The 26,942-nt window shown below is 63.8% G+C and carries 22 protein-coding genes; 12 read left to right on the plus strand and 10 right to left on the minus strand.

Annotation, left to right across the window (positions count from 1 at the left end; translation table 11 throughout):
* Positions 1 to 156: 156 nt before the first annotated feature.
* Positions 157 to 2,115, minus strand: a complete 1,959-nt coding sequence (locus N5A92_RS03080) for an acetoacetate--CoA ligase (RefSeq protein ID WP_260900369.1) — start codon at positions 2,113 to 2,115, stop codon at positions 157 to 159.
* A 160-nt stretch (positions 2,116 to 2,275) separates the two neighbouring features.
* On the opposite strand from N5A92_RS03080, the gene N5A92_RS03085 reads away from it, so the two are divergent.
* A complete protein-coding gene (locus N5A92_RS03085; RefSeq protein ID WP_260900370.1) occupies positions 2,276 to 4,114 on the plus strand; it encodes an AsmA family protein in 1,839 nt (612 codons plus the stop codon).
* A 49-nt stretch (positions 4,115 to 4,163) separates the two neighbouring features.
* On the opposite strand, the gene N5A92_RS03090 is transcribed toward N5A92_RS03085, so the two are convergent.
* From N5A92_RS03090 to N5A92_RS03105, 4 genes are all read right to left on the minus strand, one after another.
* A complete protein-coding gene (locus N5A92_RS03090) occupies positions 4,164 to 4,973 on the minus strand; it encodes an ABC transporter permease (protein ID WP_260900371.1) in 810 nt (269 codons plus the stop codon).
* A 1-nt stretch (position 4,974) separates the two neighbouring features.
* Positions 4,975 to 5,886, minus strand: coding sequence for an ABC transporter permease subunit (locus N5A92_RS03095; RefSeq protein ID WP_260900372.1), 912 nt, complete (start codon positions 5,884 to 5,886; stop codon positions 4,975 to 4,977).
* A 9-nt stretch (positions 5,887 to 5,895) separates the two neighbouring features.
* Positions 5,896 to 7,032 carry an ABC transporter ATP-binding protein gene (locus N5A92_RS03100; RefSeq protein ID WP_260900373.1) on the minus strand — a complete coding sequence of 379 codons (1,137 nt, stop codon included), beginning with the start codon at positions 7,030 to 7,032 and terminating at the stop codon, positions 5,896 to 5,898.
* 75 nt (positions 7,033 to 7,107) lie between these two features.
* Positions 7,108 to 8,205, minus strand: a complete 1,098-nt coding sequence (locus N5A92_RS03105) for a polyamine ABC transporter substrate-binding protein (protein WP_260900374.1) — start codon at positions 8,203 to 8,205, stop codon at positions 7,108 to 7,110.
* Positions 8,206 to 8,446: 241 nt separating this feature from the next.
* Between N5A92_RS03105 and N5A92_RS03110 the strand changes: the two genes are divergently transcribed.
* Both N5A92_RS03110 and N5A92_RS03115 read left to right on the plus strand, forming a co-directional pair.
* Positions 8,447 to 9,424, plus strand: coding sequence for an NADPH:quinone reductase (locus N5A92_RS03110; protein ID WP_260900375.1), 978 nt, complete (start codon positions 8,447 to 8,449; stop codon positions 9,422 to 9,424).
* Positions 9,425 to 9,652: 228 nt separating this feature from the next.
* Complete coding sequence (locus N5A92_RS03115) at positions 9,653 to 10,528, plus strand: LysR family transcriptional regulator (RefSeq protein ID WP_260900376.1); 876 nt, start codon at positions 9,653 to 9,655, stop codon at positions 10,526 to 10,528.
* Positions 10,529 to 10,556: 28 nt separating this feature from the next.
* Here the strand turns inward: N5A92_RS03115 and N5A92_RS03120 are convergent, their stop codons facing one another.
* Positions 10,557 to 11,981, minus strand: coding sequence for a helix-turn-helix domain-containing protein (locus N5A92_RS03120; RefSeq protein ID WP_260900377.1), 1,425 nt, complete (start codon positions 11,979 to 11,981; stop codon positions 10,557 to 10,559).
* 229 nt (positions 11,982 to 12,210) lie between these two features.
* Here N5A92_RS03120 and aceA point away from each other — a divergent pair, with 229 nt between their 5' ends.
* The 3 genes from aceA to N5A92_RS03135 all read left to right on the plus strand — a co-directional run bounded on the left by aceA (position 12,211) and on the right by N5A92_RS03135 (position 14,425).
* Complete coding sequence (gene aceA / locus N5A92_RS03125) at positions 12,211 to 13,500, plus strand: isocitrate lyase (RefSeq protein WP_260900378.1); 1,290 nt, start codon at positions 12,211 to 12,213, stop codon at positions 13,498 to 13,500.
* A gap of 22 nt (positions 13,501 to 13,522) precedes the next feature.
* The gene (locus N5A92_RS03130; RefSeq protein WP_260900379.1) at positions 13,523 to 13,768 is read left to right on the plus strand and encodes an SMc00767 family acetate metabolism repressor; all 246 of its coding nucleotides are present in this window, start codon (positions 13,523 to 13,525) and stop codon (positions 13,766 to 13,768) included.
* A 201-nt stretch (positions 13,769 to 13,969) separates the two neighbouring features.
* Positions 13,970 to 14,425: a response regulator gene (locus tag N5A92_RS03135; RefSeq protein ID WP_260900380.1), complete on the plus strand. Its 456-nt coding sequence runs from the start codon at positions 13,970 to 13,972 to the stop codon at positions 14,423 to 14,425.
* Here the strand turns inward: N5A92_RS03135 and N5A92_RS03140 are convergent.
* Complete coding sequence (locus N5A92_RS03140; protein ID WP_260900381.1) at positions 14,422 to 14,913, minus strand: Lrp/AsnC family transcriptional regulator; 492 nt, start codon at positions 14,911 to 14,913, stop codon at positions 14,422 to 14,424. The genes N5A92_RS03135 and N5A92_RS03140 overlap by 4 nt on opposite strands.
* Positions 14,914 to 15,046: 133 nt before the next feature.
* Here N5A92_RS03140 and N5A92_RS03145 point away from each other — a divergent pair, with 133 nt between their 5' ends.
* The 3 genes from N5A92_RS03145 (at position 15,047) to N5A92_RS03155 (ending at position 18,535) form a co-directional block, all read left to right on the plus strand.
* Positions 15,047 to 15,682 (plus strand): LysE family translocator, encoded by a 636-nt coding sequence (locus tag N5A92_RS03145; RefSeq protein ID WP_260900382.1) that lies wholly within the window; start codon positions 15,047 to 15,049, stop codon positions 15,680 to 15,682.
* Positions 15,683 to 15,786: 104 nt separating this feature from the next.
* Positions 15,787 to 17,220, plus strand: a complete 1,434-nt coding sequence (locus N5A92_RS03150; protein ID WP_260900383.1) for a glutamine synthetase family protein — start codon at positions 15,787 to 15,789, stop codon at positions 17,218 to 17,220.
* Positions 17,213 to 18,535, plus strand: coding sequence for an NAD(P)/FAD-dependent oxidoreductase (locus N5A92_RS03155; protein WP_260900384.1), 1,323 nt, complete (start codon positions 17,213 to 17,215; stop codon positions 18,533 to 18,535). Before N5A92_RS03150 ends, N5A92_RS03155 begins: the two co-directional genes overlap by 8 nt.
* Here the strand turns inward: N5A92_RS03155 and N5A92_RS03160 are convergent.
* From N5A92_RS03160 to N5A92_RS03170, 3 genes are read right to left on the minus strand one after another with little or no spacing between them, the layout of a single operon-like run.
* On the minus strand, positions 18,532 to 20,304 hold the full coding sequence (locus N5A92_RS03160) for an SLC13 family permease (RefSeq protein ID WP_260900986.1): 1,773 nt from the start codon (positions 20,302 to 20,304) through the stop codon (positions 18,532 to 18,534). The genes N5A92_RS03155 and N5A92_RS03160 overlap by 4 nt on opposite strands.
* A gap of 46 nt (positions 20,305 to 20,350) precedes the next feature.
* Positions 20,351 to 21,097, minus strand: a complete 747-nt coding sequence (locus N5A92_RS03165; RefSeq protein WP_260900385.1) for an SDR family oxidoreductase — start codon at positions 21,095 to 21,097, stop codon at positions 20,351 to 20,353.
* Positions 21,098 to 21,144: 47 nt separating this feature from the next.
* Positions 21,145 to 22,620, minus strand: a complete 1,476-nt coding sequence (locus tag N5A92_RS03170) for an aldehyde dehydrogenase family protein (RefSeq protein ID WP_260900386.1) — start codon at positions 22,618 to 22,620, stop codon at positions 21,145 to 21,147.
* 188 nt (positions 22,621 to 22,808) lie between these two features.
* Between N5A92_RS03170 and zwf the strand changes: the two genes are divergently transcribed.
* Genes zwf through edd form a run of 3 tightly spaced genes read left to right on the plus strand, consistent with a single transcriptional unit; the run spans position 22,809 to position 26,815 of the window.
* Positions 22,809 to 24,281: a glucose-6-phosphate dehydrogenase gene (gene zwf, locus N5A92_RS03175; protein WP_260900387.1), complete on the plus strand. Its 1,473-nt coding sequence runs from the start codon at positions 22,809 to 22,811 to the stop codon at positions 24,279 to 24,281.
* A gap of 3 nt (positions 24,282 to 24,284) precedes the next feature.
* A complete protein-coding gene (gene pgl, locus N5A92_RS03180; protein ID WP_260900388.1) occupies positions 24,285 to 25,001 on the plus strand; it encodes a 6-phosphogluconolactonase in 717 nt (238 codons plus the stop codon).
* Entirely contained in the window at positions 24,998 to 26,815 is a 1,818-nt protein-coding gene (gene edd / locus N5A92_RS03185; protein ID WP_260900389.1) for a phosphogluconate dehydratase, read from the plus strand. Before pgl ends, edd begins: the two co-directional genes overlap by 4 nt.
* The last annotated feature ends 127 nt before the right edge of the window (positions 26,816 to 26,942 follow it).

Consider the following 26,942-nt stretch of genomic DNA (forward strand, 5'->3'; position numbering starts at 1 on the left):
GGCTTGGCAAACTCTCGGGCCGCACTGACACGGCTGGTCCGACAAGTTGCCCACGACTATTGGTATCATTCATTAACAAGACCTTACTGGTGCGCACGAAATTTTAACCGAGTGTACCAACCCTGAAATCTCGGTAAATTTCGTCGCAAGCATTCGTTAACCCTTGAGCGCCGGCAGATCGCGGAAAAGCTCCAGCGCTTCAGGGTTGGCCAACGCCTCCTTGTTCTTCACCTGGCGGCCATGCACCACATCGCGCACCGCGAGCTCAGTGATCTTGCCCGACTTGGTGCGCGGGATGTCCTTCACGGCGACGATCCTCGCCGGCACGTGGCGTGGACTGGCGCCGGTCCTGATCTTGTCGCGGATTGTCTTCTCGAGCGCCGCGTCGAGTGTCACCCCCTCGGCAAGCCGCACGAATAGCACCACCCGCACGTCGTCTTCCCACTCCTGACCGATGCAGAGCGCCTCCAGGATCTCCGGCAGCTGCTCGACCTGATTGTAGATCTCCGCTGTGCCGATGCGCACACCGCCGGGATTGAGCGTGGCGTCCGAGCGGCCGTGGATGACGATGCCCCCATGACCCGTCCACTCGGCGAAATCGCCATGGCACCACACATTGTCGAAGCGGTCGAAATAGGCGCTGCGGTACTTCTCGCCATCCGGATCGTTCCAGAAGCCGATTGGCATGGAGGGAAACGCCTTAGTACACACGAGCTCACCCTTGCCGCTTTTGAGCGGGCGCCCTGCGTCATCCCACACGTCGACGGCCATGCCGAGGCCGGCCCCCTGAATCTCGCCCACCCAAACCGGCAGCAAGGGTACACCAAGCACGAAGCAGGAGACGATGTCGGTGCCGCCGGAAATGGACGCCAGATGCACGTCCTCCTTAATTCCGCGGTAGACGAACTCGAAGTTCTCCGGCGCCAGGGGCGAGCCGGTCGACGAGAGGACGCGGACGCTTTCGAGGTCGTGCGACGTAGCCGGCTCCAGCCCCGCCTTGCGCACGGCGTCGATGAACTTCGCCGACGTGCCGAAATAGGTCATCTTCTCGGCCTCGGCGAAGTCGAACAACGTATTGCCGTCGGGATAGAACGGCGAGCCGTCGTAGAGGAGGAGTGTGGCGCCGGAGGCGAGCCCCGAGACTAGCCAGTTCCACATCATCCAGCCGCAGGTCGTGAAGTAAAAGAAGCGGTCGCCGTCCTCAAGGCCCGCATGCAGGCGCTGCTCCTTCAGGTGCTGGATCAGCGTGCCGCCGGCCGAATGGACGATACATTTCGGGACACCGGTCGTGCCGGAGGAAAATAGGATGTAGAGCGGATGCGCAAAGGGCAGCCGCTCGTAGGCGATCTCCGCCGGCTCATAGAGCGTAAGCGCGTCCCCCAGCACTTCAGCGTTCTCGATGCTCGCGGCCGCTTCACGCGCCTTGCCCAGATAGTCGACGATGAGCGCCTTCCTCACGCTGGGAAGTGCTGCGAGGATCTCTTTCGTCTTCTCCGCCACCTCCAAACGCTTGCCGCCGTACCAGTAGCCATCCGGCGCGATGAAGAACACCGGCTCGATCTGGCCGAAGCGGTCGAGCACACCGCGGGCCCCGAAATCGGGCGAGCAGGACGACCAGATAGCGCCCAGCGAGGCGGCGGCCAGCATCGCAGCGACCGTCTCCGGCATGTTCGGCATCATGGCGGCGATGCGGTCGCCGGGTTTCACGCCCTCCGCCCTGAAAAGCTGCTGCAGGCGCGAGACGAGGGCGCGCAACTCGTCCCAGGAAAGGCGCCGCTCCACCTTGTCCTCTCCACGAAAGACAATGGCATCTCCCGCGCCGGTTCTCTTCATAAGGTTCTCGGCGAAATTGAGCTTCGCGTTGGGGAAGAAGGAGGCGCCCGGCATCTTTTCACCGTCGACCAGCACCCGCTCCCCTCGTTCGCCGACGATGCCGCAGAAGTCCCAAACCAGCGGCCAGAATGCCTCCCGCTCCTCCACGGACCAGCGGTGGAGCGAATCGAAATCAGCGATCGGTCGGCCCGACGCTCTCGCCGCCGCCTCCATGAAGATCGACATCGGCGCGCGCCGAAGCCGCTCGGCAGACGGTATCCACAACGGCTTTTCTTGCTGCATGGCGATCCTCCTCGTTGTGCCGGTTATGCCCCTGGCTCACGGAAGGGGCAAGCACGTGACAGTTAAACCCAGTTACAAAGGCTTGAAATAAAAGGCCCGTCGTTTAAACCCTCCTTGGGAAGCGGGGGCGGGACCGTTTCGGCTCACCTGACGAGGAAATATGCCGGTACCGTTGGCGAGAAAAGGCGTTTGGGCCGCCGGCGTTGTTGTGGTCCTGGTCACCCTCTTCGTGATCGGGCTGCCGCTTGTTGCCTCAACGCAGATCGTCCGCGACGGCATCGCCTATCAGATGAGCGCGTGGAGTGGCTACCGCGTGCAGCTGGGCGACACGCCGGACATCCGCGTCTGGCCCTTCCGCGCCGTGCTCCATGAAGTGTCCCTTTCCGACTGGAGCGAAGCCAACCCGCAGCCGGTGCTCGAGGCAGAGCAGGTTCAGGTCGACCTGTCGGCGCTGGCAGCGCTCAGGGGCGAAATCGTCTTCACGAAAATGCGGCTCATCCAACCCGTCCTGCGCCTGCGCGGACGGGAGGGCGCGTTGCGCCTGACGCCGCCGCAGAGCTGGGGCAGGCTCTCGCGTTCCGTGACTGCGGCGCGGGGGGTAGTCTCCGCTGCACCCACTGAGCCCGACACCAGCGCCCTGCCGTCCGACACCTTCGGCGAGGTGGAGTTCGTCGACGCACGGATCACCACGCGCGTTGGCGGGCGCAGCCGGGACATCGTCACCAGCCTGGCGGGTGTATTCAACTGGCCGGCGCTGAACCGGCAAGCCTCGCTCTCAGCGAAGGGCATCTGGCGCGGCGAGAACGTCACACTGGAAGCGGCAAGCAGTCAACCGCTGGTACTCCTCGGCGGCGGCAGCGCGCCGGTCAACTTCTCACTGACGTCCACGCCGGCAACGGCCTCCTTCTCGGGCATTGCCAACTTTTCCGGAAAGAATTTCGTCGACGGTCAGCTTGATTTCTCCGCACCTTCGCTCAACCGTTTGGTGGAGTGGACGCATTCCGTCTCTCTGCCAGGAACCCGCGTCGGCCCAGTCACCGTCGCCGCCCGCGTGACGGGCGATATGAGCCGACTGAAGTTCGAGGATGCGACCCTTGGTCTCGATAACAGTACGGGCAAGGGTCTGCTGGACGTGAGCCTAGGGCCGGGGCGGCCGAGCGTTGTCGGTACGCTTGCCTTCGACACGCTTAACCTTCACGCGCTCTATGATACCTTCAGTCCGTTTTCCCCCGACACGCCGCCAGTGGGAGGGGCGCCGCCGTCAATGAACCCGAGGGGTTACGACTTCGACCTCCGCTTCTCCGCGGCAAACGCTCGTTTCAACGCTGCCAATCTCGCCGATGTCGCCGCCGCAGTGAAGGTAAAGGACGGTCTGTCAACTTTCGACATTTCAGACGCGACGGCCTTTGGCGGCACAATCCAGCTCGGTGTGCGAGCCGACCGGACCGGCGGGAGCGAAGTGGTCGAAATCCGCATGCGTGGCGAAGAGGTCGACGTGGCCCAGCTTGCCCAGACGTTCGAGGTCAAGCAACTCGTTCCGCAGGCGCGTGGCACGCTCTCGGTGGTGCTGAAGGGCACCGGGAACAACCTCGACACCGTTTTGGAGACGGCGGAGGGGAGCGTTTCGGCGACTTTCGGCGCCGGCAGCGTCCCAGGCCTCAGCCTGGAAACTTTCCTCCAGCGCAGTGAGGAGGGCGATTTCTTCCCACTCGGGGCAATGGGCGAAGGTGCCCTGCCGATCAGCCGCGCCGAGATCAAGGCGACCCTTTCCAAGGGCGTTGCAAGGATCGACCAGGCGGAAGCATTTTCGGGGCAACACCGGATCGCGCTCGACGGCTTGGTACCCTTCGCCAGCCGCGGCCTGGCCCTCTACGGCACGCTCTCATCGCTCGATGGTGCAGATCCGCGGTTTGAGTCGCCACTGACGTTCTTCGTCGGCGGCTCCTGGAGCACGCCCTTCATTGCTTCGTTCCTTTCGCCCGCTAGGGAGGGGAGATGAGCAGGCAGTAAGGCAATGGGGGTCGGTCACATCGTCTTCCTGCTGTGCCCTACCCTATCTCTGCCTCCCTCTGCCGCAGCACCTCCTGCCGCTTGTTCACCAGCGAAGCCACAATGACGCCCACCGTTACGACGCCGATGAGAACGGTGCTGACGGCGTTGATTTCCGGTGTCACGCCCAGTCGCACCTGGCTGTAGATTTTCATCGGCAGTGTCGTGGCACCCGGCCCCGAAGTGAAGCTGGCGATCACCAGGTCGTCGAGCGACAGCGTGAAAGCCAGCATCCAACCGGCGATGACGGCCGGCAGGATGACCGGCAGCGTGACCTGAAAGAACGCCTTGACCGGCGTTGCACCTAAATCCAGCGCTGCCTCTTCCAGTGACTTGTCGAAGGTGATGAGCCGCGATTGCACAACGACGGCGACGAAGCACATGGAGAAGGTGATGTGGGCAATGGTGACAGTGGCAAAGCCGCGGTCGAAGTTGATAGCCACAAAAAGGAGCAACAAGGATAGCCCGGTGATGACCTCCGGCATGACGAGAGGCGCAAAGACTATTCCGGAAAAGAGCAGCCGCCCGCGAAAGCGGGTGTAGCGGGTGAGTGCCACTGCTGCCATCGTGCCGAAGACGGTGGCGATGGTGGCCGAGAGGAAGGCGACGCGCGCCGTCACCCAGGCCGCGTCCATCAAACCGCGGTTGTTGAGCATGGCGACGTACCACTTGGTCGAGAAGCCAGCCCAGACGGTGACCAACCGCGACTCGTTGAAGGAGTAAATTACGAGGAGGACGATGGGCAGATAGAGAAAGGCGAAGCCAAGAGCGAGGGCTACAACGTTGAAACGTCCCCAGGTGCCGGCCATGTCAGCTCTCCTGTTCCCGGGCGCGGGCCTGGGCGCGCTGGAAATACGCGATAGGCACGACGAGGATGAGGAGCAGGACCACGGCCACCGCGGAAGAGACCGGCCAGTCGCGATTGAAGAAGAACTCGTCCCACAGGGTCTTGCCGATCATCAGCGTGCGCGAGCCGCCAAGGAGATCGGGGATCACGAACTCACCGACGGCAGGGATGAAGACCAGCATGCAACCTGCGATGACACCGGGAGCCGAAAGCGGGAAGGTTATCTTCCAGAAAGCTGCCAGCGGCGGACAGCCGAGATCCTGCGCCGCCTCGATCAGGGAATAGTCCATCTTCTCGAGGGCCGCATAAAGAGGCAGAACCATGAAGGGGAGGTAGGAATAGACAATGCCGATATAGACCGCGCTCGTCGTGTTGAGGATGATAAGCGGCTCGTCGATGACGCCAAGGGCGAAGAGAAACTGGTTGAGCAGCCCTTCCGGCTTCAGGATGCCGATCCACGCATAAACGCGGATCAGGAAACTCGTCCAGAAAGGCAGGATGATCAACATCAGAAGCAGCGGGCGGAGGGTGGCCGGTGCGCGCGCCATGCCGTAGGCGATCGGGTAGCCAACCAAAAGTGTAAGCAGTGTCGAGACGGCTGCGATGACGAGGCTCGACAGATAGGCGTTCACGTAGAGCGCGTCTTGAAAAAGCCACAGGTAGTTTTCGAAGGACAGGTCACGCAGGTTGCGGATGAAGCCGGAGATCCCCTCCTCCAAGCCAAATACCGGCAGATAAGGCGGCATGGCGATCGTCGTCTGCGACAGCGATATCTTGAAGACGATAAAGAAGGGAACGAGGAAGAAGACCAGAAGCCATAGATAGGGCACGGCGATGACGAGCCGGCTGCCGATCATGGAGAAAAGCCGGACCATTGCCTTTTCCTACCGCGTCAAGACGACACCAGCATCGGCAGAGAAGGAGACCCAGGCGCGATCATGCCAGGTCAGCGCGTCCTCCAGCCGGCGGATGCTGTTGATAGTGCTTGCCTTGACGATGCGGCCGTCGTCCAGCTTGACGTTGTAGACGGTCATGTCGCCAAGATAGGCGATATCCCATATCTCGCCGTCGAGCGCATTTGCCGCGTCCGCCGGCCGCTCACGCGAAATACTGAGCTTTTCTGGCCGCACAGCGAGCCACACCGTGTCGCCGGCGGCAGCCTCGCCGGCATCCGCCACGCGAAACTCCGTCCCGCTCCTGTCCCTGATGCGTGCGGCGCTGCCGGTCTTCGTCACCGAGCCCTCGAAGGTGTTGATCGAGCCAACGAAGTCGGCGACGAAGCGGCAGGATGGTGCCTCGTAGACTTCTGCCGGCGTCGCCACTTGCAGTACCTTGCCCTTGTCCATGATGGCGATGCGGTCGGCCATGGTCATCGCCTCCTCCTGGTCATGGGTGACGACGATGAAGGTGAGGCCAAGCTCGTACTGCAGGTCCACCAGCTCGAACTGCGTTTCCTCACGCAGCTTCTTGTCGAGGGCAGCCAACGGCTCGTCGAGCAGCAGCACCTTGGGCCGCTTGGCCAGCGAACGGGCGAGCGCCACGCGCTGGCGCTGTCCGCCGGAAAGCTGCTGCGGCTTGCGCTTGGCGAACTGCTCGAGCTTGACCAGCTTTAACATCTGGCCGACGCGCTCGGCGATCTGCGGCTTCGGCATGCCGTCCTGCTTCAGACCGAAGGCGATGTTTGCTTCCACGGTCATGTGCGGGAAGAGAGCGTAGGATTGGAACATCATGTTGACGGGCCGGCGGTAGGGCGGGATACCCTTCATGTCCTGCCCGTCGAGGAAGATGCGGCCGGAGGTCGGCTGCTCAAAGCCGCCCAGCATGCGCAGAAGCGTGGTCTTACCGCAGCCGGAGGCGCCGAGGAGGGCAAAGAACTCGCGCTCGTAGATCGTCAGCGACAGATCGTCGACGGCGGTGAAGTCGCCGAAGCGCTTAGTTACGTTCTCGAAACGGATATAGGGCTTCGCCGCCGGATCAGCCCACGGAGCGAACGTCCTTCGCGTGCTGCCAAGCGATGCCATCCCGCTTCCGCCTTCTGCCCGTCGAAAAAGCTGCGGCCGGCCCGGCATGTAGCGCCGGACCGGTGCTCGCCGAGGCTACTGTCCTGTGACAACCCTGGTCCACAGCCGCGTAACGAGGCGCTGTGTTCGCGGATCGTAGGGCAATGTCGTATAGAGCTTTTCGAGAACCGCTTCGTCCGGGTAGACGGCCGGATCGTCGATCACCTCTTCATCGAGCAGTTCCTGAGAGGCCTTGTTGCCGTTGGCGTAGAAGACATAGTTCGACGCTTTGGCGATGACTTCGGGGCGCAGGATATAGTTTATGAACTCGTGCGCCTCCTCGAGGTGCTGCGCATCGGCGGGAATGGCCATCTGATCGAACCACATCTGCGCCCCCTCCTTCGGGATGGCGTAGGCGATCTCGACGCCTTGGCCGGCCTCGGCCGCGCGATCGCGCGCCTGGAAGACGTCGCCTGACCAGCCGACAGCAAGGCAGATGTCACCGTTGGCGAGGGCATTGATATATTCGGAGGAATGGAATTTACGCACATACGGCCGCACGGCAAGCAGTAGTTCCTCCGCCTTCTCTAGATCGGCCGGATCGCGGCTATCGGGGTCGAGGCCGAGGTGATTCAATGCCGCACGCACCATCTCCGCTGGCGCGTTGAGCATATGGATGCCGCAATCCGCCAGCTTGGAGATCATGTCAGGATTGAAGACTACCTCCCATGAATCGATCCTGTCGGTGCCGAGCGCTTCCTCAACCTTGGCCACGTTGTAGCCGATGCCGGTTGTGCCCCACATGTAATTGACCGAATAGGCATTTTCGGGATCGTACTTCTCCGTGCGCTCGGCAATCATGTCCCAGACATTGTCGATGTTGGTGAGCTTGGATTTATCCAGTTTCTGAAATACGCCCGCTTGGATCTGCCGGCCAAGGAATTCGCCCGAGGGTACCACCACATCGTAGCCCGTGCCGCCGGCGAGCAGCTTTGTTTCCAGGATCTCGTTGGAATCGAAGACGTCATAGACGACCTCGATACCGGTCTCAGCGGTGAAGTCCTCGAGGATCGATTCGTCGATATAGTCGGACCAATTGTAGACGTTTACCACGCGGTCCTGCGCCGCGGCACTTGTCGCAAGCGCCGCCGCGGCGATGGTCACGGCGGAAAGCAGAGCGGCTTTGCGTATCATGAACAAGACTCCCATTTTCGGCTTCTTTCGGCCTGTCTTCCCGCCCGGGCCGACCGGCTTTTGTAACAAGCCTATTTTCGTTTTCGCAGTGCGACAAGCGTGAAAATTTCTCGACATGCCTCGGGGGAGCCGGCACTTAAAGCGGGTAACGATCCCTCCACCACCGCTGTCGATCCGCCGGCTCAGGCCTGTTCATCCCGCGCCAGTCTGCTACAAATTTCCGCGGCGGAGGAAATACACCATGAAAGCAGCCTGGTATGAGAAGAACGGGCCGGCGCGCGCGGTGCTGGATGTGGGCGAGATGGCAACGCCCGAACCCGGCGCGGGCGAAGTGCGCGTGCGGCTCTATGCCTCCGGCGTCAACCCCTCGGACGTCAAGAGCCGCCGCGGCCGCGCGCTGATCGCCCCGCGCATCATTCCGCACAGCGACGGCGCCGGCGAGATCGATGCGGTCGGCCAAGGCGTGGCGCACGCACGGATCGGCGAGCGCGTGTGGGTGTGGAACGGGCAGTGGAAGCGCCCGTTTGGCACGGCGGCCGAGTTCATCTGTCTGCCCTCCGAGCAAGCCGTGCCTCTGCCGGAAGGCGTCGACTATGCCACCGGCGCCTGTTTCGGCATTCCGGCGCTGACGGCTGTCCAAGCCGTGCGGCTGCACGGGAACATCGGCGGCAGGACGCTGCTCATCACCGGTGCCGGCTCCTCCGTCGCCTATTATGCGGTGCAGATGGCGAAGGCGGCCGGCGCGCGCGTGCTGGGTACGGCCTCGGCCGAGCGCGCCGCCCTTGCACGCGAGGCCGGGGCGGACTTCGTCATCGACTATAAGGCGAAGGACGTCGCCAAGGTGGCGAAGGACCTGACCGGCGGCAAGGGTGTTGACGGCGTGATCGACATGGATCTCTCGTCTACCGTAGCGCTCGTCGCCGATGGTCTCGTGGCGCCGCATGGAAAGATTGTCTGCTATGGCTCGAACGTCGCCGGTGACATTCCGCTGTCCTTCCCGACCATGCTGTGGAGCAGCCTCACGTTGCAGTTCTTCCTGGTCTACGAGCTCTTGCCCGAGGAGCGCGCCGAGGCCATCGCGCAACTTACTGGGATGCTGCGGCAGGGTGCGCTTCGGCACATGACCGGCGCGCGCTTCCGGCTCGACCAGATTGCCGATGCCCACGAGGCCGTGGAAAGCGGCGATGTCGTTGGCAATGTCGTCATCGATGTCGTCTGATGAACCTGCCGAGACGCCGCGCGCCCTGCATCACCCGACTTGGCCTGTACTGGACGATATAGTCGTCATAGGACCGCCTCTCCAGCTGCTGCATCGCCCAAACGTGGTGGCTAAGAACCCATCCGCTCACATAATCCATGGTGTTTTCTCCTGCTGTTTTTCATGAGCGGAGAATAAAGATGCCATTTCCCTTTATCAGGCTTCGATTCCGCACTATCTTTTTCAACCATGAAAAGCCTGAGTTGGGACGACCTGCGCATTTTCATCGGCGTGGCGCGTGGCGGCGGATTGTCGCCTGCGGCCGCTGAGGCGGGTTTGAGCCCGGCCACGGTAGGTCGACGCATGCTGGCGCTGGAGGAGGCGGCGGGAAGGCCGCTCTTCGTGCGCCGGCAGACGGGCTATGCGCTGACACCCGATGGGGAAGCGCTTTTTCAGCGTGCCCAGGCGATGGAAGCGAGTGCCCGGCCGATCGGCGAATGGCTCGCCGCCGAGGGCGCCCGGCCCGTCGTGCGTATCTCCGCCGGCACGTGGACAGCCAATTTCTTCGCCGCCAATTTCTCACGCCTGTGGACGCCGGACGACAATTTTCGCATTGCCTTCAAGACGACCGAAGCGAAGCTCGACATCGGCCACCGCGAGGTCGAGATCGGCATCAGGAACCATGCTCCCGAGAGCGCCAATCTGGCCGCGCGCAGAACGGGAGAGGTGGCGCAGGCGCCTTTCCGGGCGCGCAACCATCCGCGGCCGGGACGCGAAGACTGGGTGGCGATCGCGCCGGAGGACATCTCAACACGCTCGGCGCGGTGGGTTGCGGAGCAGAAGGGACTTTCAGTCGTCGCCTGGGCGAACACGCCGCGCACACTCTATGACCTGATCCGCTCCGGCGTCGGCAAGGGCGTGCTTCCTTGCTTCGCAGGCGACCGTGACCCACTTCTGGAACGGGCGGGCGAGGAGATCGCCGACCTGCGCGAGGGCCAATGGGTCGTCATGCACAACGACGACCGGCACCGCCGCGAGGTACGCATCGTCATCGACCGCATCGTCGACCTTCTCACCAGCCATGCTCCGCTGTTTGCGGGAGAGCGGCCCTTGGGGACCGAGTGAGGGATTCTATCCCTTAGTCACCGCCTTCTTACTGAAAATCAAACGCGCTCAGCCCCGTCACCATCTCGTCCAGTCCCAGCGGCCTTGTCACCGGCGGTTCGGCCCGGGCGAGGCAGCCAGGGCGCTCACATAGCCTGCAGGCTGGGCCGACGGAGACCGGCGCCTCAACGGCGGAGGCCGGGAGGGATGCGCCGTAGACCAGTCGATCCCTGTAAGCAAGATCACAGGCAAGGAGGAGCGCGGTGCGGCGCGGGCGCTCGTTGAAGGCCGCCTGCGGCCCCTCCAGCGTGCGCGCCAGCGTCAGAAACATCTCGCCGTCTGGCATTGCCACCGCTTCCACCAGCACCTGCCCAGGCTGGGCGAAGGCCGCGTGATGGCCGAGCTTCGGGCATCCGCCACCGAACCGGCTTACGGGAAAGCCGCCCGCCCCGGCGCGGCGCAGGCGGTTGCCGGCATTATCCACCTCCAGCATGAAGAAAGGCACACCCGCCGCGCCGTCCCGCGCAAGCGTGGTGAGCCGGCTGGCCGCCTGTTCAAACGACACATGGAAGCGGGCTGCCAGCACCTCGATGTCATAGCGTGTCCGCTCGGCGGCGGCGAGGAAAGCCTGGTAGGGCATCATCAGCGCATGCGCGGCATAGCGGCCGAGCTCAAAACGCGCCAGCCGCCGTGCCTCGTTGGAGCCAAGCTTGAACGCCTCGATCTCGGCTGCGATCGCCACCTGCATGCGGATGAGACAGGCCTCCACAGCGATCTCGTGCAACTGGTCGGCCGCGGACAGCCGCTCGGAGACAAAAAGCCGCTGCGAATGCCGGTCATAGCGCCGACGCCAGTTAGGCATGGTGTCAGCCGGCAGCACGCGCACGGCGATACCATGCTCGCTTCTGAGCCAGGCTTTCAAGGTACCCGCCAAATCGCCGCCAGCCTCCAGCACGCGGTGAAAAGCCCCTGCCTCCTCCTCCAGTGTCGGGAAATAATTGGCTCGGCGCTCGAGGGTCTCGCGCACCTCGTCGACCGGTAACCGGGTGGCGGAGATTGCCGTGGCCCGTCCCTCCCGCGCTAGCATTTCCGAAAGATCCGACAGCCTCGCGGCCTGTTCGCGGTAAGCGCGGTAGAGCTTGGCCAGCGCGGCGGCCGCGTTGGGTGCAGCCTCCACCACCTCAACCAGTTCGTGCTCGCCCGGCAGTTCGCCGGCAAGCAGCGGATCGGAGAATACTTCCTTCAACGCCGCCAGCGATGCTCCGCTTTCCCCTTGCAACTCTTCCGGGTCGACTTTGTAGACGGAGGCAAGTTTGAGGATGAGCTGCACGGTCAATGGCCGCTGGTTGCGCTCGATAAGGTTCAGATAAGACGGCGAGATTCCAAGCCCCTCAGCCATCGCCGTCTGGGTCAATCCCTTGGCGTTGCGGATGCGCCTGATGCGGGCGCCGGCGAAGATCTTCTGCGAGGCCATAGCTTTCCACGCCGTCTTTACAGCTCTTTACACAACAGGTGCAAAGACACCCCACAAGAGCCTTACTTCTTTTACAAATTTACCGAATCCGCCTGTGAAAGGCAACACAGCTCCACCTGATTCCGCGGCTCTTGGGAGGAAAATCCCGTGCCTTTCTGTGCAGTGCAGCGTAAATCTTGTCACAGGAGTTGGCGTCAGCCACCCAGGAACGGCACAACGGAGACACCAGATGACGGATTTTTACAACCTCGTTCCCTCCGCACCCGAAGGCCGCTTCGACGGCATCGAACGACCCTATGGGGCCGAAGAGGTGCGCCGGCTGCGCGGCTCAGTGACCATCCGTCACACATTGGCGGAAGAGACCGCCAACCGGCTGTGGCAGCTCATCCGTGAAGAGGACTTCGTCAATGCGCTGGGCGCGGTTACCGGCAACCAGGCTATGCAGATGGTGCGCGCGGGGCTGAAGGCCATCTACCTCTCCGGCTGGCAGGTGGCGGCGGATGCCAACACGGCATCATCCATGTATCCGGACCAGTCACTCTACCCCGCCAACGCGGGGCCGGAGCTTGCCCGACGCATCAATCGCGCGCTGCAGCGTGCCGATCAGATCGAGACAGCGGAAGGCAAGGGCCTTTCCGTCGATACCTGGTTTGCACCGATTGTTGCAGACGCGGAAGCGGGCTTCGGCGGTCCGCTCAATGCGTTCGAGCTCATGAAAGCCTACATCGAAGCGGGCGTGGCGGGCGTGCATTTCGAAGATCAGTTGGCTTCGGAAAAGAAGTGCGGCCATCTGGGCGGCAAGGTGCTCATCCCCACCGCTCAGCATATCCGCAACCTCACCGCCGCAAGGCTTGCCGCTGACGTGATGGGGGTGCCCACGCTCGTCATCTGCCGTACGGACGCGGAGGCCGCCAAGCTCGTTACCTCCGATATTGACGAGCGCGACCGGCCGTTCGTCGACTACGATGCCGGCCGCACCGTGGAAGGTTTCTACCGCGTGAAGAATGGGCTGGAGCCCTGCATCGCGCGCGCCATTGCCTACGCACCCTATTCCGATCTCATCTGGTGCGAGACATCGAAGCCGGACCTCGATCAGGCAAAGCAGTTTGCCGAGAGTGTGCACAGGCATCATCCGGGTAAACCGCTCGTCTACAACTGCTCGCCTTCCTTCAATTGGAAGAAGAATCTGGACGAGGCCACCATTGCCAAATTCCAGCGCGAGCTGGGCGCCATGGGCTACAAGTTTCAGTTCATAACGCTGGCCGGCTTCCATCAGCTCAACTACGGCATGTTCGAGCTGGCCCGCGGCTACAAGGAACGGCAGATGGCGGCCTACAGTGAGTTACAGCAGGCCGAGTTTACGGCTGAGGCGAACGGCTATACCGCCACTAAACACCAGCGTGAGGTTGGCACCGGCTACTTCGACGCCGTGTCCATGGCGATTTCCGGCGGCCAGTCCTCCACCACGGCCATGAGCGAATCCACCGAGCAGGACCAATTCCGCCCGGCGGCGGAATAATAACCAGTCGAGGAGAAACGACATGACACCGAACACCCGCGTCAAGGAACGCGCAGACGAGCAAGCCAGCGCCATGAACGGCGACCAGCAGGCGATCGTGCGTATGATTGCCAATGACCTGCACCGCCTCAACCAGTCGGTTATGACGGCGGTCGAAGCCGGCATCTCCGTGGAGCTGGTGCGTTCGGCACGCCACCACGGCGGCGAAGGCAACTGGGGCGACCTGCTCGTGCCGGTTATCGTCACCAATCGCCTTGCGCGCGGCTAGAGAAGCGATTGCTCGATATTCCTCCGCCCCTGCCCCGCATGGTTCGCCGTGCGGGGCGAACGCCGTCCGTAGGAGCGATAAACCTATCTTGAAGTGCACATATCCGAACCGTTATACGGGTTGACAAGGCAGCAGAGATGGCGAGTATGCCGCCCGCACACTCAACCGGGCATTGAACCCGGCTCCTAACGGTCGTATATCATGAACAATCGGAATGCCGGACGAGGCAGCGCCGGAGGCTTTGGCCGCAGCCCTTCGAACGACGATCACGGTCCGGACACGAATCGGGTTCTCATCGTCTCCGACTCGCCGATAAACCGTATCGTCATCGCCCGCACCCTTGAGCGCATCTACCTGAAGCCTCAGGCCGTGGCCTCAAGCGCCGCTCTGAAGACACTGAACGACAGTCGTCCCATGATGGTCATCATAGACGGCCCGGCGCAGGGCGTAGCATTCGACCCGCTGCTGGCCGAACTGGCCAAGAAGCGGGGCTCCTCCCAGCGCAACCTTCCCCGCACCGTCCTGATCAACGGACCCGCGCAACAGAGCGATGTGCCGCCCGCAGAGCTCTTCGATGCCGTGGCTATCAAACCCATCACCCCGGATGTGCTGCAGCCCATCGTCGAGCGCCTTGTGAAGGATATCCGCAGCGCTTAGCGCGCCTCCGCCTCCAGATGATCGAGTGGCAGCGGCGCCCGGTCCTTGACCGTCTGGATGGCGAAATTGGAGCGAATGTCGCTGACGGCCGGCAGCTTCAGGAGCGTGCCGAGCAACAACTGCTCATAAGCGGTCAGATCCGGCACCACGACCTGAAGCAGGAAATCCGCCTCACCGGAAACGAGATGGCACGAGACCACCTCCGGCAGTGCCTGCACCGCCTCACGGAAGGCGGTGGCCTCCTCTTCGTGATGGCGCTCCACCTTAACGCCGACGAAGATGGTCAGCCCGAGCCCCACCCCCGCGCGATCGAGCGCGGCGTGATAGCCGGTGATCATACCTGCCTCCTCCAGAAGGCGCACCCGGCGCAGGCAGGGTGACGGCGACAACCCTACCTCGTCGGCGAGTTCAACGTTGGAAAGCCGCCCGTTGCGCTGCAGCGCAGCCAGAATCTTTCGATCTATCACGTCCAGGCTAATCTTTGGCATATCCCATCTCATATACAGCACCTGTCGGCATATCATGCCATAAGCGAGCCTTATTGAAAGCATATTTCGCAAGGACATGCGCTGCCGCGCATCGCTAGAATCGGCCCTCGACGATCAACCGACGGAGGCTCCGATGCCCGAACTCACCCTCTTCGTCAGTGCATTGGCGATCGCCTATCTGATACCCGGGCCGGACATGATCCTGCTCCTGCAGACCGGGGCGCTCGGCGGTCGCCGCCAGGCGCTTGCCACGACCGTGGGGCTTGCGGCGGCCAGGGCTGCACACGTAGCGCTCGCCGCTCTTGGGCTTGCGGCGCTCTTGAGGACTTCGCCGCTCGTCTTCGAAGCCGTGCGGCTTATCGGTGCGGCCTACCTCGCCTGGCTGGGCTACGGCATACTGCGCGCGCATTCGCTAGTGCCTGCGGGGAAAGCGGAAGCCGCACCCACCCCGGCAGACGGTATACGCCTGGCCGCTGTTCGCGGCTTCCTCACTAACCTCCTTAACCCCAAGGCGCTTATCTTCTGCTCGGTCCTCCTGCCACAGTTCCTGCGCCCCGACGGAGGACCGCTTTCGGCCCAGTTCCTCCTGCTCGGTACGGTGCTGGTGGCGACAGGCATCGCGTTCGACATCCAGTACGCGCTCGCCGGCGACCGCGTAGGCGCCTTTCTCGCCCGACGGCCGCTATGGCAGCGTTTGCAGCGCTGGCTTTTCGGATCGCTCCTGATCGGCTTCGGGGTCAGGCTGGCGCTGGCGGAGCGGCCGGTGTGAGTGGTGCAGCCTCCGAGTCTTCCCGCAACGCCCAAGGCCGCCCCCTTCCCTTCCCGATTGGCCGCCGTCTATACTCTCGCATCCGAAGCGACCGCTGGTGATTTATGCTGGACAACAAGAAGGCAGGCCGCAGCGTCGGGCGAAGCGGACGGGTTCGCACGCCGGCGTTCTTGAAAAATCTGCGTGGGGTGAAGGGCTGGAAGGAAGCGACGGCCTGGCTGGAATGGCGCGGCATCGAAGATATCGAGTGCATCACGCCGGACCAGGCAGGCGTGGCGCGCGGCAAAATGATGCCGTCGAAGAAGTTCACCTCCAACACGTCGCTGGCGCTGCCGTCGGCCGTCTTCATGGCGACGATTTCCGGAGAGTATCCGCAAAGCGGCAACGGCTTCATCTATCCGGAGGATGACGGCGACCTGAAGCTCGTGCCCGACCTTTCCACGCTTTCTGTAGTGCCGTGGGAGAGCGACCCGACGGCACAGGTGATCTGTGATTTGGTGCACCAGGACGGGCGCGTGGTCGAGTTCAGCCCGCGCAACGTGTTGAAGCGGGTGATGGCGAAATACGCCGAGCACGGGCTGAAGCCGATCGTGGCTCCCGAGATCGAGTTCTACCTCGTGCACAAGAACCCGGACCCTGACTACCCGCTCACCCCGCCTGTCGGCCGTTCGGGAAGGCCCATCGGTGGTGGCCAGGGCTATTCGATCGCCGGTGTCAACGAGTTCGACGAGCTGATCGATGACATCTACCACTTCTCCGAGTCGCAAGGCCTGGAAATCGACACGCTGATCCACGAGGAAGGCGCGGGGCAGCTTGAGATCAATCTGCGCCACGGCGACCCGGTGGAACTCGCGGACCAGGTGTTTCTGTTCAAACGCACCATCCGCGAGGCCGCTCTCAAGCACGATACCTACGCCACTTTCATGGCCAAGCCGATCCAGGACCAACCGGGCTCGGCCATGCACATCCACCAGTCGGTGGTGAAGGCGAAGGGTGGCCGCAACGTCTTTTCCGACGAAAAGGGCGAGGAAACCGATACCTTCCATCACTTCATCGGCGGGCTGCAGCACCACATCCCCAATGCACTCATCATGCTCGCTCCCTACGTGAATTCCTACCGGCGGCTGACCCAAGGCAGCGCCGTGCCCGTCAACACGCGCTGGGGCTACGACAACCGCACGACTGCCTTCCGCATACCGCGCTCGGACCCGGCAGCCAGGCGTGTGGAAAATCGCATCCCCTCCTCCGATGCCAACCCCTACCTGGCGCTCGCCGCCTCGCTCGCCTGCGGGCTCGTCGGTATTCTGGAGAAGACGTCTTCCGACGCACCGGCTGGCTCGGCGGTAAACCAGGACGAGATTGAACTGCCGCGCGGGCTTTTGGAGGCAGTGGCGCTGTTCGAGGGCGATACTGCGCTGCGCGACATCCTGGGCGAACCGTTCACCACCACCTACGCTGCGATCAAACGGGCCGAGTTCGAGACCTTCATGAAGGTCATCAGCCCTTGGGAGCGGGAGTATCTGCTTTTGAATGTCTGAGTTCTCGTTTCCTTCCGACCTTCAGTCCGGCGTCTATCAGTCTCCCATCTCTCCCGGATATTCCTGGTACGAGGCGACAGTGGGCGAGCGGCCGGAATATGGGCCGTTCGAAGGCGACATCGGTGCCGACGTTGTCATCGTCGGCGGCGGCTTCACGGGATTGTCCGCGGCAGCACACCTTGCCAAAGCAGGCGTGAACGTCGTGCTCATCGAGGCGCACCGGTTCGGCGATGGCGCCTCGGGCCGTAACGGCGGCCAACTCGGCACCGGTCAGCGCGCCTGGGCGGAGGATATGGAGGCCGATCTCGGCTTCACACGCGCCAAGGCGCTGTTTGATATGGCGGAGGAGGCCAAGGCGCACCTTCTTGATTTCGCAGCGGCAAACGGCATCGAGATCGACTACGTGCCGGGCCAGATGTCGGTCGCTCACAAGGAGCGCTATCTCGACGAATATCGGGCGCATGCGGAGGTCATGGGCGAACGCTTCGGCTATCCGCATATCACCTTCATGGGCCGTGAGGAGACGGCAGCGCGACTGGGCTCAGCGCGCTACTTCGGCGGCACGCGCGATACCGGCACCGGCCATATCCACCCCCTCAAGCTGTTGGTCGGCACGGCGCGAGTGGCGGCTTCGGTGGGCGCGAAGCTTTTCGAGCGAACGAAGGCAGAGGGCATAACGGCCGAGGCCGGAAAAGTACGTGTAGCCACACCACGCGGCACGATCACCGCTGAAAAATGCCTGGTGGCGACCAACGCCTATGGCGGCGACCTCGATCCGGCGACGGCAGCGCATCTCATGCCCATCGGCTCCTTCATCGGAGCGACCGTTCCGCTCGGATCCGACAGTCCGGTGCTGCCCGGCGGCGAGAGCGTCGACGACTCACGCTTCGTGGTGCGCTACTTCCGCAAGACGAAGGACGGGCGGCTTCTGTTCGGTGGCCGCGAGATCTATTCCAGGGGCGATCCGAAGGATATCCCCTTGCAAATCCGCCGCCAGATCGCCGAAGTCTATCCGTCCCTTGAGGATATCGAGATCACCCACGCCTGGGGCGGCTACGTGGGCATCACCATGCCGCGCCGGCCCTTCGTGCGCGAGGTGATGTCGGGCGTAATCTCGGTCGGCGGCTATTCCGGCCACGGCGTTATGCTGGCCAATTTCATGGGCAGACTTTACGCCGAGACGGTTGCGGGAAACCGTGACCAGCTGAAGCTTTTCGAGGAGTTGAACGTCCCGCCCTTCCCCGGCGGCCAGCGCCTGCGCCCGGCGCTCCTCTTCCTGGCGCTCAACTGGTATGCGCTGCGGGACAGGATCTAGAGCGGCCAGAAGAACAGAATCGCCGGCACGCCGATGGCGATGATGATGATCTCCAGCGGCAGGCCCATGCGCCAATAGTCGCCGAAGCGGTAGCCGCCGGGGCCCATGATGATGGTGTTGTTCTTGTGACCGATGGGAGTGAGGAAGGCGCAGGAAGCGGCAACCGCCACCCCCATCAGGAATGGGTCGGGCGAGACCTCAAGCGCTCGGGCGACGGACAAGCCGACCGGGGCGGCGATCAGCGCGGTCGCCACATTGTTCAAGAAATCGGACAGTGTCATGGTGACGATCATGAGGATGGCGAGGATTGCCCAGGCGGGGAGCGCACCGGCCTGCGCGACGATCGCCTCCGCAATGAGGCGAGTGCCGCCGGACTCCTCCAATGCCAGGCCGAGAGGGATAAGCGAGCCGAGGAGGATGATCACCGGCCATTCGACCGCTTCGTAGACCTCGCGTCCGCCGATGATGTTGAACAGTGCATAGATGGTGACTGCACCGGCAAGGCCCACAGACAGCGGGACGTATCCCATGACTGCAGCGGTAACGGCCAAGGCGAATACGGCAATGGTGAACACTGCCTTGCTGCGCTGGGTAACAGTGTGGCTCTTCTCTGCCAGCGGCAGCACACCCAGCCACTCCGCAGCGTCGGTGACACGGCTTTCGGGCCCCAGAAGAAGCACCACATCACCGGGTTTGATAGCAAGGTCGCGCACGCGATCGCGGAAGCGCTTTCCTTGGCGCGAGACACCCAGCAGCGTCACACCGCGGCGGTATAGCAGTTTCAGATCGAGCGCCGTACGACCGACCATGCGCGCGTTGTCGGGCACGATGGCCTCCACCAGCGTCAGCGACTTACCGGTCAGGCCGCCATGCTTATCGGCGCCGGCCGGTGTGAGATCCGCGCCACCGATGAACGACTCGATGGATTTCGGATCGCCTTCGAGAACCAGATGATCGTTCTTGCGGATTTCCTCGCCTGCCGCGAAGCCGGGCAGCCGCTTACCTCGGCGCACCAGCCCGAGAATGGACACGTCGCATTCATCGGCAAGGGGGTAAAGGGCGGATGGCGACTGCCCTATGGCTTTTGAATCTTCCTTCGCACTGGCCTCGGCGACGAACAGTCCGGTGTCACGGCCCTCACCCACCGCGGCGCGCTGGCCCGTATCCGGGATGAGGCGCCAGCCGACGGTGGTGACGAAGGCAATTCCCACCAGTGCACAGACCAGGCCGACAGGAGAGAAGTCGAACATGGAAAACGGCGCGCCCAGCGCCCGGTCGCGGAACTGGGCAACGACGATGTTTGGCGGCGTGCCGATCTGCGTGATCATGCCGCCAAGGATGGTGGCGAAGGAAAGCGGCATGAGCGATTGCGCAACCGGCCGCTTCGCCTTCTCCGCCGCTTCCATGTCGAGCGTCATCAGCATGACAAGGGCGGCGACATTGTTGATGACGGCCGAAAGAGCCGCACCCACGACCGACATGATGCCGATATGGGTGGACAGCGAACGCCCCGCCGACAACACGAAGCGGGCGACAACCTCGACGGCGCCGGCATTCACCATGGCACGCGAGACGATGAGAACGAGCGCGATGATGATGACTGCCTCATGACCAAAGCCCGCAAATGCCCGCTCCGCGGGCACCACCCCGCCGATGACCGCGACGACGAGGGCGGCGAAAGCCACGAGGTCATAGCGCACGCGCCCCCAGACCAGAAAAGCGAAGACGAGGCCGAGCAGGCTGAAAAGAAAAATCTGGTCGTAGGTCATGGAGAGCGGAGACTTGGGATGATGGGAGGTGGGGATGCCCTGCCTATCAGATGCATCGCCCGCCATCCACCTCCAGCGCCACACCGGTGATGAAGGCGGCCTCATCGGAGGCAAGCCACAGCGCAGCGTTGGCGATGTCTAGCGGTGTCGACAGGCGTCCGAGTGGGACGGTCGAGCGGAACAGGGCGCGTTTTTCCGGTGTGTCCTCACCCATGAACTGGGCAAGCATGCCTGTCTCGCCCGCCACGGGACACAGGCAGTTGACGCGGATATTCTTCGGCGCCAGCTCTACCGCCATCGATTTCGTGGCGGCGATCGCCCAACCCTTGGAGGCGTTATACCATGTGAGTCCGGGCCGGGGGCGGAGACCGGCGGTGGAGGCGGTGGTGATGATAGAACCGACGCCCTGGCTTTCCATGATCGGCACTACGGCGAGTGCGGCGTAGTAGATCGCCTTCATGTTGACGGCAGTGATGAGATCGAAGGACTGTTCGTCCACCTGCAGCAAGTCGCCGTTCTTGTGCGTGAATCCGGCATTGTTGACCATGATATCGATGCGGTCATGGGCATCCATCGCCGCCCTCACCATCGCCTCGATATCGGACTTGATCGAAACGTCGGCGGCGACGGGCATGGCGGCCCCGCCAATCTCGCCGGCGACGCGCTCCGCGCCCTTGCCGTTGAGATCTGCGACGACGACCTTCGCGCCCTCCTCGGCAAAGCGCTTGGCCATACCCTCGCCGAAGCCGGAAGCCGCGCCGGTTATGATCGCTACCTTATCTTTCAGTCGCACTTAAACTTTCCTTCTATTCGGGTGGCGCGAAGGGCGTCCACATCCAGCTATCCGTGGTTAAACACGATCGTCTTGGTCGCCGACATATCGTACAGCGCTTCAAAGCCCTTCTCGCGGCCGTGGCCGGATTTCTTGAAGCCACCGAACGGCAATTCGATACCGCCGCCAGCGCCGTAACCGTTGACATAGACCTGTCCCGCCCGCACCCGCTTCGCCACCCGGTGCTGGCGAGCGCCGTCATGCGTCCACACCCCGGCCACCAGGCCGAATTCGGTGCTGTTGGCAAGGCGCACCGCGTCGGCTTCGTCTTCGAATGGGAAGAGCGAAAGGACTGGTCCGAACACCTCCTCCTGTGCCAAGGCCGAGGCAGGATCCACCGCGCCGAACAGAACGGGCGGGAAATAGAAACCTTCTTGCGGCGCCCCTTCGTGAATGCGCCCGCGCGCCAGAACCTGCGTACCCGCCTCCTCCGCCGCGCGCACGAAACCCTCCACCCGTGCTTTCTGTGCTGGGTTGATGAGCGCGCCGATGTCGAGGTCGGCGTCGTGAGGGCCGGCGACGAGGGCGGAGAAACGTTCGGCAAGGGCGGCGGCGACCTCTTGGTAGATGGATTTCTCTATTAGGATGCGACTGCCGGCGGAGCAGGTCTGGCCGCCGTTCTGGATGATGGCGTTGACGAGCACGGGCAAAGCCGCCTCGACGTCAGCATCAGCGAATACAATCTGCGGCGACTTGCCACCGAGCTCCATGGTCACACCACGGTTGTTCAAGGCCGCAGCCTGCTGGATGGCAGTGCCGGTCGCAGGCGAACCGGTGAAGGTGACGTAATCGATTTGGCTGTGGGCGGAAAGCGCCGCCCCTGCCTCGTGCCCATAGCCCGTGACGACGTTGAAGACGCCTACGGGAATGCCCGCCTCCAGCGCCAACTCGGCGATGCGGATGGCCGTCAGCGAGGCGTCCTCGGCGGGCTTGGCCACCAGCGTATTGCCCATCGCAAGCGCGGCACCGACTACGCGGGCGAGGATCTGCAGCGGATAGTTCCACGGGACGATGCCGGCAACGACGCCGTGCGGCTCGCGCAGAGTGAGTGCCGTGTAGCCTTCGAGGAAGGGGATGGTGTCGCCGTGGATCTTGTCGGCGGCGGCGCCGTAGAATTCGTAATAACGAGCGGCGGCGGTCACATCGGCTTTGCCCTGGCGGAGCGGCTTTCCGGTGTCGCGCGATTCGAGCGCGGCCAATTCTTCCGCATTCTCCGCCACCAATTGCCCGAGCCGCGTCAGGCAGCGCCCGCGCTCCACAGCGGGCATGCGGCCCCACGGCCCCTCGTCGAAGGCGCGGCGGGCAGCCTGGACGGCCTTGTCCACGTCCGCTTCACCCGAGGCGGGAATGGAGGCGAAGACTTTTCCATCGGAGGGGCAGACGACGTCAATACGCCGGCCCGAGAGCGCATCGGCGGACCCGCCGTCGATCACCTGCATGAACGCGTGCGCTTCCGCGGCCGTTTTCGTTATGTGGCTGCCCATCCGTGTTTCTCCAGCTTGTATTGTGGCTATGGGGGCCTATCCTGCCTAACGCAAGTCCGCCTGGAAAGCCTGCCGCCTCAATGTCCTTAGTTAAGGCACAGGGCAAGGATGCAAGTGCGGGCTGGCATTCTTAAATCGATTAGACTATGAGCCCTTCTCGACAGCGATCAAGCGCAGGCGGAACAGCAATGACGAGCCAGACGATACCAGTCGAGCCTTTCGATCTCGTGGTCTTCGGCGCCACCGGTGACCTGTCGGAGCGCAAACTCCTGCCGGCGCTCTATCAGCGCCAGCGCGCCGGACAGTTCTCTGGGCCGACGAGAATTATCGGTTCCTCGCGCTCCGAGCTCAGCGACGACCAGTTTCGCGCTTTCGCCAAGGAAGCGATCGACACGCATGTGGCGAAGGAGCATATCGACGAGGACGACCTCGCCCATTTTCTGGAGCGGCTTTTCTATGTGCCGTCCGACGCCAAGTCGGGCAAGGGCTATGACAACCTCAAGAGGAAGATCGGCGATGGGGCAGAGGTGCGTGCCTTCTATCTCGCGGTGGCGCCGGGCATCTTCGGCGACATCGTCGACAAGATCGACCGGCACGGCCTCGCCACGCCGACCTCACGCATCATCGTGGAGAAGCCGATCGGCCGCAGCCTTGAGACGGCGCGAGAGGTGAACGAGACGATCGGCCGCGTCTTCGACGAGACGCGGGTGTTCCGCATCGACCACTATCTGGGCAAGGAGACGGTGCAGAACCTGATGGCGCTGCGCTTCGCCAACGCACTCTACGAGCCGTTGTGGAATTCCGCCCATATCGACCACGTGCAGATCACCGTGGCTGAATCGGTGGGGCTGGAGGGCCGTGCGGAGTATTACGACAAGGCCGGTGCGCTGCGTGACATGGTGCAGAACCACATCCTGCAGCTCCTTTGCCTGATGGCGATGGAAGCGCCTGCTTCCATGGATGCGGATGCCGTGCGTGACGAGAAGCTGAAGGTGTTGAGGGCGCTCAAGCCGATCCATCCGTTCAACGCCGAGAAGCTGACCGTGCGCGGGCAGTATCGCTCCGGCGCCTCCGCGGGCGGGGCGGTGAAGGGGTATACGGACGAGCTGGCGAGCGGGGTGAGCAATACGGAGACGTTTGTCGCCGTCAAGGCCGAGATCGAGAACTGGCGCTGGGCGGGCGTTCCCTTCTATCTGCGTACGGGCAAGCGGCTGGCGGCGCGGGTCTCCGAGATCGTTATCGAGTTCAAGCCGATCCCGCACTCGATCTTCGGTGAGCAGGCTGGCCGCGTCTTTGCCAACCAGCTCGTCATCCGTCTGCAGCCGGACGAAGGCGTGAAGCAGTGGCTCATGATCAAGGATCCGGGGCCCGGCGGCATGCGGCTTAGGCATGTGCCGCTCGACATGAGTTTTGCCCAGGCCTTCGACGTGCGCAACCCGGATGCATATGAGCGGCTGATCATGGACGTGATCCGCGGCAACCAGACGCTGTTCATGCGCCGCGACGAGGTGGAGGAGGCGTGGCGCTGGATCGATCCGATCGTGGCGGCCTGGGAGGAGCGCAGCCAGAACGTCCAGGGGTATACCGCGGGAACGTGGGGACCGTCGGCGGCGATTGCGCTGATCGAGCGGGATGGCCGGACCTGGCACGAGAGCGTGTGAGCCATGAAGGCTGAATGGCAGGAGTTCGCTTCCGGGCAGAAGCTGGCCGACGCGCTGGCCGACACCGTGGCGGAACGTCTCGAAGGGGCGATCGCCGCGCGCGGCACGGCGGTGATCGCCGTTTCGGGCGGCAGCACGCCGCCGCCTTTCTTCAAGGCTCTGTCGCGCAGGAAGCTCAACTGGGCCAGGGTGACGGTGACGCTGGCGGACGAACGGTTCGTGCCGTCACAATCCGGCCGCTCCAACGCGCGGCTGGTCACCCAGAACCTGTTGCAGAACGACGCGGCGCGGGCTGGCTTCATCGGCCTGTACCACAACCGCGAGGATGTCGAGGCGGCGGCCGAGATGGCCGACCGGGCGGTGGGAGCGCTTCCGCTGCCACTCGATGTCGCCGTGCTCGGCATGGGAACGGACGGGCACACCGCCTCCTTCTTTCCCGATGCGGAGAACCTCGACGAGCTGCTCGACCCTGCGGGCGACCGCCATGTGCTGCCGGTGCACGCGCCGAGCGCGGTGGAGCCGCGGCTGACGCTTTCCATGCCGCTCATCTGCAATGCGCGGCTGGTGGCACTACATATCGAGGGTGCAGACAAGAGGAAGGTGCTGGAGGCAGCGCTTGCCCAGGATGAGGGGCCGATGCCGCCAATCCGCACCGTGCTGGAGAACGCCGTTTCGCCCGCGCACATCTACTGGGCCCCCAAAAAGGACGCCAAGCCATGACCGCAAGACGAGAGATCGAAGCCGTCACAGCGCGCATCCGCGAGCGCTCGCGCGAGACCCGAGAGGCCTATCTCGCGCGGGTGGACGAGGCGGCGGCGAAGGGGCCGCACCGCACGGTGCTTTCCTGCGGGAACCTGGCGCATGGCTTTGCCGCCTGCGGACCGCAGGACAAGGCCGCCCTTGCCGGCGACGTGGTGCCCAATCTCGGCATCATCACCGCCTATAACGACATGCTGTCGGCGCATCAGCCCTATGAGCCCTATCCGCGGCTCATCAAGGAGGCCGCGCACGAGGCGGGCGGCGTGGCGCAGGTGGCCGGCGGCGTACCGGCCATGTGCGACGGGGTCACCCAGGGGCAGCCGGGCATGGAGCTTTCGCTGTTCTCGCGCGATGTGATCGCGCTGGCGGCGGCCGTCGGCCTGTCGCACAACATGTTCGACGCCGCCGTCTTCCTCGGCATCTGCGACAAGATCGTGCCGGGGCTGGTGACGGCCGCGCTCAGCTTCGGGCACCTGCCGGCGGTCTTCATTCCCGCCGGGCCGATGACCACCGGCCTGCCCAACGACGAGAAATCGAAGGTGCGGCAGCTCTTCGCTGAGGGTAAGGTGGGGCGCGAGGCGCTGCTGGAGGCGGAGGCCAAGTCCTATCACGGGCCGGGCACCTGCACCTTCTACGGCACGGCTAACTCCAACCAGATGCTGATGGAGATCATGGGCCTGCACACGCCTGGCTCCTCCTTCGTCAACCCGAACACGCCGTTGCGCGATGCGCTGACGAAGGAAGCGGCGCAGCGGGCGCTGGCGATAACCGCGCTCGGCAACGAGTTCACGCCCGCCGGCCGCATGATCGACGAGCGCTCCATCGTCAACGGCGTGGTGGGGCTCAATGCCACGGGCGGCTCCACCAACCACACGATCCACCTCATCGCCATCGCGGCGGCCGCCGGCATCAAGCTCACCTGGGCCGACATCGCCGAGATCTCGGCCAATGTGCCGCTTCTGGCTCGCGTCTATCCGAACGGGCTTGCCGATGTGAACCACTTCCACGCCGCCGGCGGCATGGGCTTCCTGGTGCGCGAGCTGCTCGATGCGGGGCTCCTCCACGAGGACGTGCAGACGATCTGGGGGCCGGGGCTGCGGCCCTATGCCGTCGAGGCGAAGCTTGGCGAGGACGGCACGGTGGCGCGCGAGCCGGCGCCGGCCAGAAGCGGCAACGAGAAGGTGCTGGCGCCGGTCGCCAAGGCCTTCCAGCCGACGGGCGGCATCCGCGTTCTCACAGGCAATCTCGGCCAGGCCATCATCAAGACCTCCGCCGTCAAGCCCGAGCACCGGGTGGTGGAGGCGCCGGCGATCGTGTTCACCGCGCAGGAGGAGCTGCAGGCGGCCTTCAAGGCGGGCGAGCTCGACGACCGCGACTTCATCGCCGTCATCCGCTACCAGGGGCCGAAGGCGAACGGCATGCCGGAACTGCACAAACTGACGCCTCTGCTCGGCGTGCTGCAGGACCGGGGCCGCCGCGTGGCACTGGTGACCGACGGGCGCATGTCTGGCGCCTCCGGCAAGGTGCCGGCGGCCATCCACGTGACGCCCGAGGCGCTCGACGGCGGGGCGATCGGCAAGGTGCGCGACGGCGACATGGTGCGGCTTGACGCCGAGGCGGGCACGCTGGAGATCCTGGTGGAGGCGGAGGAGCTTGCAGGGCGGGAGATCGAGCCGGTGGACCTTACCCACCGTCATTACGGCATGGGCCGCGAGCTCTTCGCCGGCTTTCGCGCGCTTGCCTCGCGGGCCGACCAGGGGGCGGCGGTTTTTTAAAGAACCGCGTCGCCGCCGGCGGGACAGTGAGCTGAGCCCACGCGTCTTCGTTGCCGCGCTTCCTTTTCGAAGCCGGGCTATGTCAAAGAACGTGGGAAGCGGGGCGCGTTGTCCGAGCCACTCAGTT

The sequence above is a fragment of the Chelativorans salis genome, from assembly GCF_025336525.1.
Lineage (GTDB): Bacteria > Pseudomonadota > Alphaproteobacteria > Rhizobiales > Rhizobiaceae > Chelativorans > Chelativorans salis.